General features: G+C 75.1%; 14 protein-coding genes. 1 reads left to right on the forward strand and 13 read right to left on the reverse strand.

What is annotated here, in order from left to right; all coding sequences use genetic code 11:
• Window positions 1-57: 57 nt before the first annotated feature.
• Together MFF04_RS10515 and MFF04_RS10520 are read right to left on the reverse strand one after the other, a co-directional pair.
• Window positions 58-1392, reverse strand: coding sequence for a sensor histidine kinase (locus MFF04_RS10515; protein WP_238275660.1), 1335 nt, complete (start codon window positions 1390-1392; stop codon window positions 58-60).
• The gene (locus MFF04_RS10520) at window positions 1389-2051 is read right to left on the reverse strand and encodes a response regulator transcription factor (RefSeq protein WP_238275661.1); all 663 of its coding nucleotides are present in this window, start codon (window positions 2049-2051) and stop codon (window positions 1389-1391) included. Before MFF04_RS10520 ends, MFF04_RS10515 begins: the two co-directional genes overlap by 4 nt.
• A gap of 246 nt (window positions 2052-2297) precedes the next feature.
• On the opposite strand from MFF04_RS10520, the gene MFF04_RS10525 reads away from it, so the two are divergent.
• A complete protein-coding gene (locus tag MFF04_RS10525; RefSeq protein WP_238275662.1) occupies window positions 2298-2954 on the forward strand; it encodes a DNA-binding protein in 657 nt (218 codons plus the stop codon).
• 44 nt (window positions 2955-2998) lie between these two features.
• Here the strand turns inward: MFF04_RS10525 and MFF04_RS10530 are convergent, their stop codons facing one another.
• Genes MFF04_RS10530 through MFF04_RS10580 form a run of 11 tightly spaced genes read right to left on the reverse strand, consistent with a single transcriptional unit; the run spans window position 2999 to window position 11578 of the window.
• Window positions 2999-4042 (reverse strand): EscU/YscU/HrcU family type III secretion system export apparatus switch protein, encoded by a 1044-nt coding sequence (locus tag MFF04_RS10530; protein WP_238275663.1) that lies wholly within the window; start codon window positions 4040-4042, stop codon window positions 2999-3001.
• Complete coding sequence (gene sctT / locus MFF04_RS10535; protein ID WP_238275664.1) at window positions 4039-4869, reverse strand: type III secretion system export apparatus subunit SctT; 831 nt, start codon at window positions 4867-4869, stop codon at window positions 4039-4041. The genes MFF04_RS10530 and sctT overlap by 4 nt, the downstream gene beginning before the upstream one ends.
• A gap of 10 nt (window positions 4870-4879) precedes the next feature.
• The gene (locus MFF04_RS10540; RefSeq protein WP_238275665.1) at window positions 4880-5155 is read right to left on the reverse strand and encodes an EscS/YscS/HrcS family type III secretion system export apparatus protein; all 276 of its coding nucleotides are present in this window, start codon (window positions 5153-5155) and stop codon (window positions 4880-4882) included.
• 11 nt (window positions 5156-5166) lie between these two features.
• A complete protein-coding gene (sctR, locus tag MFF04_RS10545; protein ID WP_238275666.1) occupies window positions 5167-5829 on the reverse strand; it encodes a type III secretion system export apparatus subunit SctR in 663 nt (220 codons plus the stop codon).
• Between the two features lie 10 nt (window positions 5830-5839).
• Window positions 5840-7066, reverse strand: coding sequence for a type III secretion system cytoplasmic ring protein SctQ (sctQ, locus tag MFF04_RS10550; protein WP_238275667.1), 1227 nt, complete (start codon window positions 7064-7066; stop codon window positions 5840-5842).
• Window positions 7063-7581, reverse strand: a complete 519-nt coding sequence (locus tag MFF04_RS10555; protein ID WP_238275669.1) for a hypothetical protein — start codon at window positions 7579-7581, stop codon at window positions 7063-7065. The genes sctQ and MFF04_RS10555 overlap by 4 nt, the downstream gene beginning before the upstream one ends.
• Complete coding sequence (sctN, locus tag MFF04_RS10560) at window positions 7557-8894, reverse strand: type III secretion system ATPase SctN (RefSeq protein WP_283206362.1); 1338 nt, start codon at window positions 8892-8894, stop codon at window positions 7557-7559. The genes MFF04_RS10555 and sctN overlap by 25 nt, the downstream gene beginning before the upstream one ends.
• A complete protein-coding gene (gene sctL / locus MFF04_RS10565) occupies window positions 8891-9493 on the reverse strand; it encodes a type III secretion system stator protein SctL (protein WP_238275671.1) in 603 nt (200 codons plus the stop codon). Before sctL ends, sctN begins: the two co-directional genes overlap by 4 nt.
• Complete coding sequence (locus MFF04_RS10570; RefSeq protein ID WP_238275673.1) at window positions 9486-10079, reverse strand: nodulation protein NolU; 594 nt, start codon at window positions 10077-10079, stop codon at window positions 9486-9488. Before MFF04_RS10570 ends, sctL begins: the two co-directional genes overlap by 8 nt.
• Window positions 10080-10089: 10 nt before the next feature.
• The gene (gene sctJ / locus MFF04_RS10575) at window positions 10090-10950 is read right to left on the reverse strand and encodes a type III secretion system inner membrane ring lipoprotein SctJ (RefSeq protein WP_283206363.1); all 861 of its coding nucleotides are present in this window, start codon (window positions 10948-10950) and stop codon (window positions 10090-10092) included.
• Window positions 10951-10990: 40 nt separating this feature from the next.
• Window positions 10991-11578: a nodulation protein NolB gene (locus MFF04_RS10580; RefSeq protein ID WP_238275675.1), complete on the reverse strand. Its 588-nt coding sequence runs from the start codon at window positions 11576-11578 to the stop codon at window positions 10991-10993.
• Between the last annotated feature and the right edge of the window lie 113 nt (window positions 11579-11691).

An 11691-nucleotide genomic window follows, 5' to 3' on the forward strand; every position in this document is an offset into this window, starting at 1 on the left:
TGAGAGAAGGGCGTCGCGGACCCGGGATCGCGCCCGCGGTCGGCGCCCCGCCCCGTCTCAGCCCGGCAGCACCAGGGTGACCCGGAGGCCGCCGAGCCCGGCGCGGGCGAGATCGAGGCGGCCGCCGTAGAGGCCGGCAAGCTCGGTCGCGATCGGCAGCCCGAAGCCGTGACCCGGCGTGCTCTCGTCGAGCCGCCGGCCCCGCTGCAGGACTTTGGCGATCTGCGCCGGATCGAGGCCGGGTCCGTCGTCCTCCACCACGATCCGAACCTCCGGTCCCTCCGCGGCGGCCGCTACGCGCACCTCGCCCGCGCACCAGCGACAGGCGTTCTCGATGAGGTTGCCCAGCATCTCGTCGAGGTCCTGCGGGTCGCAGGCGACGCCGAGACCGGCGGGGATCCCGACGTCCATCGCGATCGTCTTGTCGGCGTGGAGGCGCAGCATCGCCGCGCGCAGATCCGCGACGTGGGCGGCGAGCGGCGCGCGCGCCCGCGCGGGGCCGGCGCCCGCGGCGCTGCGGGCCCGGCGCAGGTGATGCTGCACCCGGCGGTCCATGCCCGAGACCAGGCTGGCGAGCTCGCCCCCCGCCTCGCCCCGGTTGGCGAGCGCCAGCGAGAGCGTGGCCAGCGGCGTCTTGAGGCCGTGGGCGAGGTTGGCGACATGCGCGCGGGCGGCCTCCAGGCTCGCCGCGTTCTGGTCGATGAGCGCGTTCATCTCCTCCACGAGCGGGCGGACCTCGTCCGGATGGCCGCCCGAGAGCCGCGCCGCGCGGCCGGCCCGCACCGCGGCGAGGTCGTCGCGCAGGCGCGCCAGCGGTCGCAGGCCGAGCCCGACCTGGAGCCACGCCCCCGCGGCCAGGAACGCGCCCAGCAGGCCGAGGCACAGCGCCAGGGTCCCGAGAGCCTCCGTGACCGGCCCGCGCAGCGCCGCGACCGGAGCCGAGGCGAGGATCGTCGTCGCCGGCTCGCCGGGGATCGCCAGCACCCGCGCGACCAGCGGCTCGCCCCAGGGACCCTCCATGTCGGCGGGCCGGATGCTCCCGGGGTCGCGCGGCCGGGGCCGGCGCTCCGGCGGCGCGAGATCGCGCCCCTGGAGCGAGGCGGAGCGCAGGGTCTCGTCGCCCCGCGTGACCTGCCAGTACCAGCCGGAGCGGGGGCGGTCGAAGGGCGGCACGTCGAGGTCCCGGCGCAGGGCGAGACGGGGGCCGGGCCGGATGTCCGAGGCCAGGGCGAGGACGCGCTCGTCGAGCCGGCCGTCGACCTGGCCCCGCACGAAGCGGTGCAGGATGAGCCCGATCGCGACGCCCGCCGCCACGAGGGCGACGAGGGTCAGCGCGAGGGCCGCCAGCAGCAGCCGCCGCCGCAGGGAGCCGGAGGCGCGCCCGCCGCTCACGGCGCCTCGGCGACGAGCCGGTAGCCGAGGCCGCGCACGGTCTCGATGCCCGCCGGCGCGATCTTGCGGCGCAGCCGCGTGACGATGACCTCGATCGAGTTCGAATCGACCTCCGCGTCCCCGTCGTAGACCCGCTCGATGAGCTGGGCGCGGGGCATGGTGCCGGGGTGCAGGATGAGGGCGGAGAGCACGCGCCATTCGAGCCCGGTCAGCCGCAGGGGCAGGCCGTCGCGCTCGAAGGTGCCGAGCCCCGGATCGAAGGCGAGCGGTCCGCAGGCGATGCGCCCGGCGCCCCCCGCCTGCGCCCGGCGCACGAGCGCCCGCAGGCGCATCACCAGCTCCTCGATCCGGAACGGCTTGCCGAGGTAGTCGTCGGCGCCGGCCTTGAAGGCCGCGACCTTGTCCGACCAGCCGTCCCGGGCAGTGAGCACCAGCACCGGCATCGTGCGGCCTCCCGTGCGCCAGGCGGCGAGCACCGAGACGCCGTCGCGCTTGGGCAGGCCGAGATCGAGCACGACCGCGTCGTAGCGCTCGGTCTCGCCGAGATGCTGCGCGTCCTCGCCGTTGGCCGCCCGGTCGAGGACGAAGTTCTCGGCCCTCAAGGCGCGGACGACCTCGGCGGCAAGGGCCTCGTCGTCCTCGACCAGCAGAACTCTCATGCGTTCGTCCTCGCGACCGGCCCCGTCCCGGCGACCGGGGCGCAGTCCGGCGAAGTGGATACCGGTTCGCGGACGGAATGCACGGCGGAACAAGGACCTAGGGACGCCGGCCCGAGGCGGCCGGGCCCGAGGCGGCTCTAGGCGCGCCCGTTTAACCGAACCTGAACGGCGCGGTTCAGGGTGGATTGGCAGCCCCGTCCTAGAACCGGCGCACCCCGAGAGGGTCACCGATTGAGGACGAAACCCATGAGCATCGACGTCACCCCCACCGAGACCTCCTCCGCCACGGAGCCCACCCGCGGGCCGGAGGGCCGGCGCAGGCTTCGCCGCACCCTCGCCATCGGCGCCGTCGGCGCGGCCCTGGTGGCGGGCGCGGCGGGCTTGTCCTCCGCGCAGACCGTGATCCCGACGACGGTCCCGCCGATCGCGATCTCGGCGCTGGCGCCTTCCGGCGCGACCGCCGTGAAGGGCGAGGTCGCCGAGATCTTCGGCAACAAGTTCGTCGTGCAGGATTCGAGCGGCCGCGCCCTGGTCGAGACCGGCCGCGAGGGCGAGGGCGGCATGCTCGTCACCAAGGGCGAGTCCGTCACCGTGCAGGGCCGCTTCGAGAAAGGCTTCCTGCATGCCCGGGTCCTGACCCGCGGCGACGGCACCATCGTGCGGATGGGCCCGGCCGACGGGCCGCCGATGGCCTCCCTCGACTGGGCCCGCGACCGGGTCGGCCTCGGCGAGCGCTTCGACGTGCCGGCGCTGACCCGGGCGGTGGAGCAGGCGGGCTACACCGACGTGCGCGTCACCGGCCGCGGCCCGAAGCATCTCGAGGTGGCGGCCAAGCGGGACGGGCAGGAGCGCGAGCTTCATGTCGGGTTCGACGGCCGCGTCCGCGAGCGCCCGCCGCTCTGATCCGGCATCGCGCCGCAGGGACGCCCCCGCGTCCCTGCGGCGCGCTACGCCTGGCCCGCCGCGTAGATGGCGCGGGCGGCGCGGTCGAAGAAGCGGTTCGGCAGGGGCGAGCCCGGCGGCACCCGCTTGGCGAGCGCCGCGGCGAGGCCGTGGTCCGGCGCGCGGGGGATGCCCAGTTCCGCGGCCGCCTCCACCATCACGTCGGCCTGGGCGCCCTTCGCCCGGCAGACGATGACCGGCGGTCCGCCCTGCCCGGCGACGTAGCGCAGGCCCACGGCGACCCCCTGCCCGCGGATCAGGATGGTCGCCTGCTTGAGGCCGGTGCGGGGGAGCCCGGCGCTCTCCTGGCGCTGGCGGCGATGGGCGCCCTTCACGTGCGGGTCGCCCTCCTGCTCCTTGAACTCGCGCTTCAGCTCGGTGGCGCTCATCTTCATGTCGCGCAGGAACAGCCAGCGCTGGATCAACACGTCGAGGACGCCGCCGGCGAGGAAGGCGGCGAGCGCGATGCTGAGCAGCAGCTTCGACTGGGTGCTCACCACGAAGCCGAGGCAGCCGAGGCCGCAGGTCGGCATCAGCACCAGCGTGTTCCAGGTGCCCAGGAACACGAGGAGCAGGGCCGCCCCGAGGAGCGCGGCCTTGACCACGGTTTTGGCGAGCTCGACCCAGGCCTTGACCCCGAACATGCGCTTCAACCCCTCGATGGGGTTGAGGTGCTCGAGCTTCGGCTTGATCGGCTCCAGCGAGAACACGAAGCCGCCATTGGCGAGTACGCTGCCGGCGACGCCGGCCGCCAGAGCGAGCCCCAGAAGCGGCAGCACGGTGCGGACCGCGAGCTCCGTCAGGCTCGCGCCGATCTGGGCGGCAGCCACCGCCACGGGCTCGCCCTGGAGCCGGTTGGCGTTGACGAGCACCTCCCGCCACTCGTCGGCGAGCGCCCCGCCCCGCAGCCAGAGGTAGGCGACGACGGCGAGCAGCGAGAGCGCGCCCACGAGGTCGCGGCTCTTGGCGATCTGACCCTTCTTGCGGGCGTCCCGGAGCTTCTTCTGGCTCGGGGGGAGGGTCTTCTCCTCGCTGGAATCCCCGCTCATCGCAGGAACCGCCCGAGCCCCTCGACCATGCCGGAAAGGCTGCCGATCTCGGCGCCGAGATAGTCGAACAGGTAGCCGGCATAGGCCGACAGGAAGACGATCACGGCGACGTTCTTGAGGGTCGGCGCGAGGTCGTTGGCGTTGAGCTGCGGGGCGAAGCGGCCGATCAGCATCACCGAGAGGTCGAGGAGCAGCATCAGCACGATCACCGGGCCGCCGACGAGCATCGCCGTGCGCAGCACCCGGTCGACGAGGCGGGCGAGCTCCATCATCGCGCCCATGTCGTGGGCGGGCAGGAAGCTCGCCAGCGGCCAGAGCCCGTAGCTGCCGTAGAGCGTGTCGACGAGGGTCTTCAGCCCGTCGGCGGCCACGAACACGGTGATCGCCAGGATGCCGAGGAAGAGGCCGAGCACCGAGGATTGGGACTTCGTCGTCGGGTCGACGGGGGCGACCTCGCTGGTGATGCCGCGCTGGGTGTCGATCAGCTCGCCCACCGCCTGGATCGCCCAGAACGGGATGCCGAGGACGAAGCCGATCACGAGGCCCACGAACAGCTCCTTGAGGGCGACGAGGGCGAGGCGCACCACGTGCAGGTCCGCCTGCATCGCGCCGACGCTCTGGTGCATGAAGCCGAGGAGCGGCACGGTCAGCCCGAAGGCGAGGCCGAGGCGGATCAGCGTGCCCATCTCGGCCCGGGTGAAGACCGGCAGGATCAGGAACACGCCCACGGGCCGGGCCATGCCGAGCGCCGCGGCGGTGACCCAGGACATCGCCTCGGTGCTGAGCGCGGCCAGCCCCGCGTAGGTGGCGAGATCGCCGGACGGCACGGGCGGCGCCCTAGCCCGGCCGGGTCAGGGCCGGGAAGTCCGTGAAGACCTGCTTGGCCCCCTCGACGAGCGGCGCCGACAGGAGCGGCACGAACAGGGCGAGCACCGCGACGACGACGAGGAGCTTCACCGTCTGCGGCATGGTCTGGTCCTGGATCTGCGTCGCCGCCTGCAGGATGCCGACCACGAGCCCGACCACCAGCGCCGCGATGAGCGGCGGCAGGGCGAGCGTCATGAACTGCGCGAGCGCGCCGCCGACATGCATCTGGACGCTGGCCTGATCCATCCGGCCGCCCTCTAGCTCGGGATCGCGTAGCTGAGCACGAGCCCGTGCATCAGCCGCGACCAGCCGTCGATGGCGATGAACAGGAACAGCTTGAACGGGATCGAGATCACCGTCGGCGAGACCATGGACATGCCCATCGCCATCAGGATCGTGGTGACCACGAGGTCGATGACGATGAAGGGCAGATAGAGCAGGAAGCCGATCTCGAAGGCCCGTTTCAGCTCCGAGATCAGGAAGGCCGGCACCAGGATCTGGAGGTCGTCCGGCCCGGCGCTGGCCCGTGAGCCCTCCGGCCAGACCCGCTGGGTCGCCTCCAGGAAGAACTGGCGCTGCTCGGGCGACGTGAAGCGGGAGAGGTGCTCGCGGATCGGCTCCTGGATGCGCTTGCCCGCCGCCATGTAGTCGTCGACGGTGCGGTAGCTCAGCTGCGGGTCGGCGGCGCGCTGGAAGACCTGCTCGGCCACCGGCGCCGAGATGTAGACGGTCAGGATCAGGGCCGCCCCGTAGAGGACGATGTTCGGCGGCACCTGCTGGGCGCCGAGCGCGTTGCGCACCAGGAACAGCACGATCGAGATCTTCATGAAGGCCGTCGTCGTCACCACGACGAAGGCCGTCAGCCCGAGCCCGAGCGTGACCGCGAGAAGGGCGAGGATGCCCGGCTGGACCTCGGCCATGCCTGCGCGCCTAGTCCTGCCCGGAGGCTCGGTCGGACCCGTCCTGCCCGAACAGGCGGGTGACGCGCACCCCGACCCGCTCGCCGATCTCCACGATCTCGCCGCGTCCGATCCGGGTGCCGTTGGCGACGAGGTCGACGGGCTGGTCGGGGTCGAGGCCGAGGTCGAAGACGTGGCCGGCGCCGAGCGCCCGGATCTCGCTCAAGGGGAGGCTGCGGCGGCCGAGCTCGAAGCTCAGGCTCACGCCGAGCGAATCGAGGTCCGCCTCCCGAGGTCCGTTCGCCGGGTCGTCCGCCGGGTCGTCCGCCGCCGTCTTCGCCGCCCTGCCGGCGGCCGTCTCCTGCGCCATTCCGAAGTCCCCGTGGCCGCCCGCGGCCGCGGGCGGGAGCGGCCGGAACGGTGCCTTTAGCGTGCTCGTGTGACGGTCCGTCGTCGCCCGCGCCTCGTGCGTCCCGCCGAGGGCGATCCGGACCTCGCCGCGGGCGGGGTGCCATAGATCGGGCAGGAGTGCATCCCCCGGCCGCAGCCCGGCGAGCTGGGCGAGGCTGAGGCGCACGGTCCCCGCCTCGAAACCGAGGCGCGCCGTGATCCCCTCCCCGAGACCCTTGCCCAGCGTCGCGATCTCGGCGAGCCGCGGCGGCAGGGCCTCGACGAGGCCGAGGACGGCGGCGAGGCGCGGCGACAGGCCGGGCACCACGGGCGGGGGCCCGAGCACGAGCCGGGCTGTGAACGGCGCGTCCGCGAGCGACCCGTCGAGGACGAGGGTCATGACGCCGAGCCGCAGGGTCTCGGGCTGGAAGGCGACGGGGAGCGCGGCCGGCGCGCCGACCGCCTCCACCGTCCAGCGATGGCCGGTGAGCGCCTCCGCCCGGTCGAGGAGCGGCGCCAGCGCCAGTTCGAGGAGGAGCGCCCCGGCGGGCTCCGGCGGCAGGACGTCGAGGTCCGGCTGGATCGCGGCGGCGAGACGGTCCGCGACCGAGGCCGGCAGGTGCAGGGCGAGGTGCCCGCCGGGCGCGACGTCGAACAGCACCGCGACGGTCCCGCCCCCGTCGGGCGCCTCGTCGAGGGTCACGTCCCGGACGGACAGGCGCAGGGACAGGCCCTCGACTGCCGCCTCGAAGGGCAGCCGCGGCCGGCCGAGGCGGTTGACGAGATCGGCGGCAGGCCCGCTCAAGCGCGCCCGGGGGCGGTGGCGGCGGATCGCGGCGTCGGGGCGCGGCAGGGGCGTGACGCTCATGCCCGGTCCCCCTGCGCGCGGGCGCCGCGCATCAGCGTCTCGTCCTCGGTCTCCAGCTCCTCGGCGCGCTCCGCCAGACGGCGGCGGGCGGCGAGGATGCGCTGCGAGGCCCGGTCCCACTGGCGGCCCTCGCGCGCCCGCAGGGCGTGGACGCCCCGGGCCGCCTCGACGGCCTCGGCCGCCCGGCCGGTCTCGGCCGCCCGCTCGCGGAGCGCGGCCTGCGCGTCGGCGACCCGCGCGCCGAGGGTTTCGAGCCGGTCCTGGACGGCCACCAGAGCGGCGAGGCCGACGGCGCCGCCGCCCGAGAGCCCGTCGTAGATCGCGCGCTCGCCGCGAAGGCGCTCCTCGGCGCGGGCCTCGGCCTCCGCGCCCGCCCGCCGCTCGGCGGCCTCGGCGGCGGCACGCGCCTGCGCCCGGGCCGCCAGCGCGCGGGCGGCCTCAGCCTCCCTGCGGGCGCGAAGCGCCTGGAGGCGGGCGAGGTCGGCCTCCCTCACGCGGCGAGCCGCTGCATCCATGCGACCGTCTCCTCGAATGTCGTGGTCTCGGCCTCGGGCTGGCGCAGGAAGCCGCGCAAATCCTCGATCCGGGCGATGGCGGTGTCGGCGAGCGGGTCGGCGCCCGCCTTGTACTCGCCGACCTGAAGCAGGAACTCGACCTCGCCGTAGCGGGCGAGGAGCTGGCGCCAGCGGGCTGCCGCCGAGAGGTGCTCACCCGAGGCCACCGCGCCCATCACCCGCGAGCGGCTCGCGAGCACGTCGACCGCCGGGTAGTGGTTGGCGGAAGCGAGCGCCGGCGAGAGCACGATGTGCCCGTCGAGGATGCCGCGGGTCTCCTCGGCGATCGGGTCGCCGCCGCCGTCGCCCTCGACGAGAACGGTGTAGAAGGCGGTGATCGAGCCCGTCGCGCCGGGGCCGGCCCGCTCCATCAGGCCGGGCAGGCTCGCGAAGACGGAGGGCGGGAAGCCCCGCCGGGTCGGCGGCTCGCCGGCGGCGAGCCCGATCTCGCGGAGCGCCCGGGCGAAGCGGGTCACCGAATCCATCATCAGCACCACGCGCCGGCCGGCGTCGCGGAAATGCTCGGCGATGGCGGTGGCGGCATAGGCCGCCTGCACCCGCTCCACCGCGGAGCGGTCGGAGGTCGCCACCACGAGGACCGAACGGGCCATGCCCTCGGGCCCGAGATGGCGCTCCACGAACTCGCGCACCTCGCGGCCGCGCTCGCCGATCAGCGCGATCACGCAGACATCGGCCTGCGTGCCCTTGACGATCTGGGCGAGCAGCGAGGACTTGCCGCCGCCGGGCTCGCCGTAGATGCCGAGGCGCTGGCCCTCGCCCACGGTGAGGAGGCCGTCGATGACCCGCACGCCGAGCGGCATCGGCCGGGCGACGAGCTGGCGCTCCAGGGGGTTGGGCGCCTGCCCCCGGAGCGAGCGGGTCGGGGACGCGTCGAGGGTCGGACCGCCGTCGAGGGGCCGGCCGCGGCCGTCGAGGATGCGCCCGAGCAGCCCCTCGCCCACCGGCACCTCGACCATGCGCCCGGTCGGCACCACCTCGGCGCGGGCGGAGAGGTTCTCGATCGCCCCGATCGGGGTGAGGAGCGCGGTGTCCTCGGCGAGGCCCACCACCTCCGCCTCCAGGCAGAAGCTGCCGCGTTCGTCCTCGATCCGGCAGAGCTCGCCGACGCGCACCCCCGGCACCACGGCGTGGATCAGGGTGCCGACCGCCCGCGTCACCCGCCCGCGCACGGGCCGGGTGTCGACGGCGCGGGCGGCCTCGCGCAGCCGCGGCAGGGCCTCGGAGAGCAGGTTCGACAGGGCCGCCTCGCTCACGAGCCGGCCCCTTCCGCCGCCGCGGCGAGGCCGGTGCGGAGCGCCCGCAGCTGCGCCTCGATCCCGAGCTCGACGCTGCCGACGGGGCTGCGCAGGCAGCACTCGCCGGGGCGCATCGCCGGGTCGGCCTCGACCTGCACCGGGCTCGCCTCGCCGAGCGCCGCGCGGACGCTCTCGAGGTCGCCGGGAGCGACCCGCAGGCTCGCTCCGGCGTCGGGGGCGAGCCGCCCGACCGCGTGGGCGACGGAGCGGGCGAGCGCGTCGCCCGGCTCGAACTGTCCGAGGATGTCGGCGACGAGGCCGCCGACGAGGGCGGGCAGCTCCCGCTCCAGCCTGGCGAGATGGGCCGCGGCCCGGGCCGAGGTCTCGGCGAGGAGCCGCGCGGTGGCCTCGGCGCCGGCGGCGCGGCCCTCGGCGAAGCCCCGCTCCCGCTCGCGATCCACGAGGTCCTCTGCCCAGGCGCGGGTCTCGTCGGCGTGGCGGCGGGCGGCGGAGAGCGCGGCGCCGGCTTCGCCCCAGATGCCGAGATCGGCGGCGCGAACGATCGGCCCGAGGGGCCGCAGGCGCGGCGGCGCGGGCGGGGTGTGCGCCTCAGGCATCGCGCTCGGCCTCCCCGCCGGTCTCGTGCGTGTCCGCTTCGGCGGCGAGGTCGGCGGCGACGAGCGCCATGATCGTCTCCGCATGCGCGGCGATCGCCGGATCGACGGGGGCCGCCTCGGCCGCCGTGCCGGGGGGCAGGACGAGCCATGTCCGATGCCGGATCGCGCCGGGCTGGGTCGCCAGCCAGACGCCGAGGCAGGCATGGCCGTCCCGGCGGATCGCTTCCGGAAGGTCCGCCTCCGAGGGCAGCGGCGGCGCCAGCGTCGCGTGGCGCAGGCCCAGCGCCAGCGCGCCGCGGCCGATCGCATGCACCAGGGCCGCGACCTCCGGCCCGGCGACGACGCCGCGCAGGGCGGAGCCGTGCAGCACGGCGCCGGCCCGCAGCACCGCCTCCTCCGGGTGGGCGAGGAGCCAGTCCGGCACCCCGGCGCCCTCCCCCTCGTCCTCGATCCCGAGGCGCGTTGCGATGCGCGTGCGGGTGCGCTCGCAGGCGGTCAGGCGCGCGAGCGTCGCCTCGGACAGGCGCGGGTCGAGGGCCGCCCGCAGGCGGTCTGGATGGACGGCGAGATCGGCAGACGCTGGCATCGGCCCTCCGTCAGGCGACGCGCTTCAGCGCGACGGGCGGACGCTCCTGCGGCGGCGGCAGGGAGGGGTCTAGGCTCTCGAGCGCGCCGAGCGGTGCGCCGGTGTCCCCGCTCGCGCGGCGGCGGCGCAGCCACCACCAAGCCGCCCCCGCGAGGCCAAGCCCGGCGGCCCCGGCCCCCATCGCCACGGTGCCGCCGTCGAGCCCGCCCGCCTTCGCGGGGGCCGCGGCGAGCGAGCCGGTGGCGAGCACCTGGCTGCGGTCGACCGGCACGAACACCACCGAGACCTTCTCGTAGTTCAGGCCCTCGATGCTGTTGGCGACGAGCATCTTGATCTGCGGCAGCAGGGCCTTCAGGGGCGCGTCCTTGTCGTGGCGGATGAAGACGGAGGCCGAGGAGGGCGTCGCGTCCTGCTTGAGGAGGTCGTTCTTCGGCAGCACCACGTGGATGCGGGCCGAGAGCACGCCGTCGATGCCGGAGATCGTCTTCGAGAGCTCCTCGCTCAGCGCGTAGACGTAGCGGGCCCGCTCCTCCGTGGGCGAGGCGATGAGGCCGCCGCCCTTGAAGACCTCGCCCATGTTGGTGAAGCTCTGGCGCGGGTAGCCGCCTGCCTTGAGCACCTCGACGGCCTGGGCGAAGCGGCCCTGGTCGACCTGCACGGTGCTCGACCCGTCCTTGCTGCTCGCCCGGCTCGCCTCGATGCCCTTGTCGAGGAGGAGGGCCACCATCTCGTTGGCCTCGCGCTCGGAGAGCTTGGTGTAGAGGTCGGTCTTGCAGCCGCCGAGCACGAGGGCGACGAGGGCCAGCGCCGCGATCCGCCGGGCGCGGCCGCGCTTCGCGGGCCGGGACGGGCTGGGGTTCGAGGCGTCCATGACGGTCTCCGGATCGGGAAGGGAGGCGGGGCGCATCGCGTCAGCCCGAGGAGAGGAGCTTGTTTAGGGAGCCGGTGAAGCTGCCGGTGGTCTTCGAGACCACGGAGACCTGGATCACCTGCCCGCTCACCTGCTCGAGCTGCTGGAGCATCGCGTCGAAGCCGGGGTTGCGACTCTGGCCGGGCTGGGTCGTCGGCTGGCCGGCGATCTCGGGGCCTGCGGGCGCGGCCTCCGCCCGCAGGGGCGCCGCGGCGGGGCCGGGCGGGCGCATGGCGACCTTGAGGGTCGGGCCCTCGACGGCCGGCGGCGATCCCGCGCCGGGCCGGCGCCAGGCGGCGTCGCCCTGCTGGAGGCGCCCGACGCCGTCGAGCACGCTGTCGCCCATGGAGCGGCCCATCTGGTGCGGACCGGCGGGAACCTCGGAGACCGGCGCCGAACGGGGCGTCGCCTGCGGCGGAAGGCCCGCCTCGCGCACGGCCTGAGCGGGCGCCTGAGCCTGCTGGCCGGCCAGCGCGCCGTCGAAGCCGCCGGCCTGGCCCGGCGCCGCGACGGGTCCCGGGCCGCCGACGCCGCCCGCTGCTCCCGCCCCGAGGGATGCCGCCCCGGCGGCGACCGTCTCGACTGCCATGTCCCGGAGCCCCCTTCGAGAAAATCGATGGCCGGAGGCTACGGGCCTGACCTGACGGCTAGCTGACGAGTCCCGTCCGAACCCGCGAAGCGCGGGGACGGGAGACGGATTCT

This window comes from Methylobacterium jeotgali (assembly GCF_022179345.1).
Lineage (GTDB): Bacteria > Pseudomonadota > Alphaproteobacteria > Rhizobiales > Beijerinckiaceae > Methylobacterium > Methylobacterium jeotgali.

Coding starts and splice junctions, on each gene's coding strand:
- MFF04_RS10520 (WP_238275661.1), bottom strand. CDS start 2,051: ATGAGAGTTCTGCTGGTCGAGGACGACGAGGCCCTTGCCGCCGAGGTC.
- MFF04_RS10525 (WP_238275662.1), top strand. CDS start 2,298: ATGAGCATCGACGTCACCCCCACCGAGACCTCCTCCGCCACGGAGCCC.
- MFF04_RS10530 (WP_238275663.1), bottom strand. CDS start 4,042: ATGAGCGGGGATTCCAGCGAGGAGAAGACCCTCCCCCCGAGCCAGAAG.
- MFF04_RS10540 (WP_238275665.1), bottom strand. CDS start 5,155: ATGGATCAGGCCAGCGTCCAGATGCATGTCGGCGGCGCGCTCGCGCAG.
- sctR (WP_238275666.1), bottom strand. CDS start 5,829: ATGGCCGAGGTCCAGCCGGGCATCCTCGCCCTTCTCGCGGTCACGCTC.
- sctQ (WP_238275667.1), bottom strand. CDS start 7,066: ATGAGCGTCACGCCCCTGCCGCGCCCCGACGCCGCGATCCGCCGCCAC.
- MFF04_RS10555 (WP_238275669.1), bottom strand. CDS start 7,581: ATGGATGCAGCGGCTCGCCGCGTGAGGGAGGCCGACCTCGCCCGCCTC.
- sctL (WP_238275671.1), bottom strand. CDS start 9,493: ATGCCTGAGGCGCACACCCCGCCCGCGCCGCCGCGCCTGCGGCCCCTC.
- MFF04_RS10570 (WP_238275673.1), bottom strand. CDS start 10,079: ATGCCAGCGTCTGCCGATCTCGCCGTCCATCCAGACCGCCTGCGGGCG.
- sctJ (WP_283206363.1), bottom strand. CDS start 10,950: ATGGACGCCTCGAACCCCAGCCCGTCCCGGCCCGCGAAGCGCGGCCGC.
- MFF04_RS10580 (WP_238275675.1), bottom strand. CDS start 11,578: ATGGCAGTCGAGACGGTCGCCGCCGGGGCGGCATCCCTCGGGGCGGGA.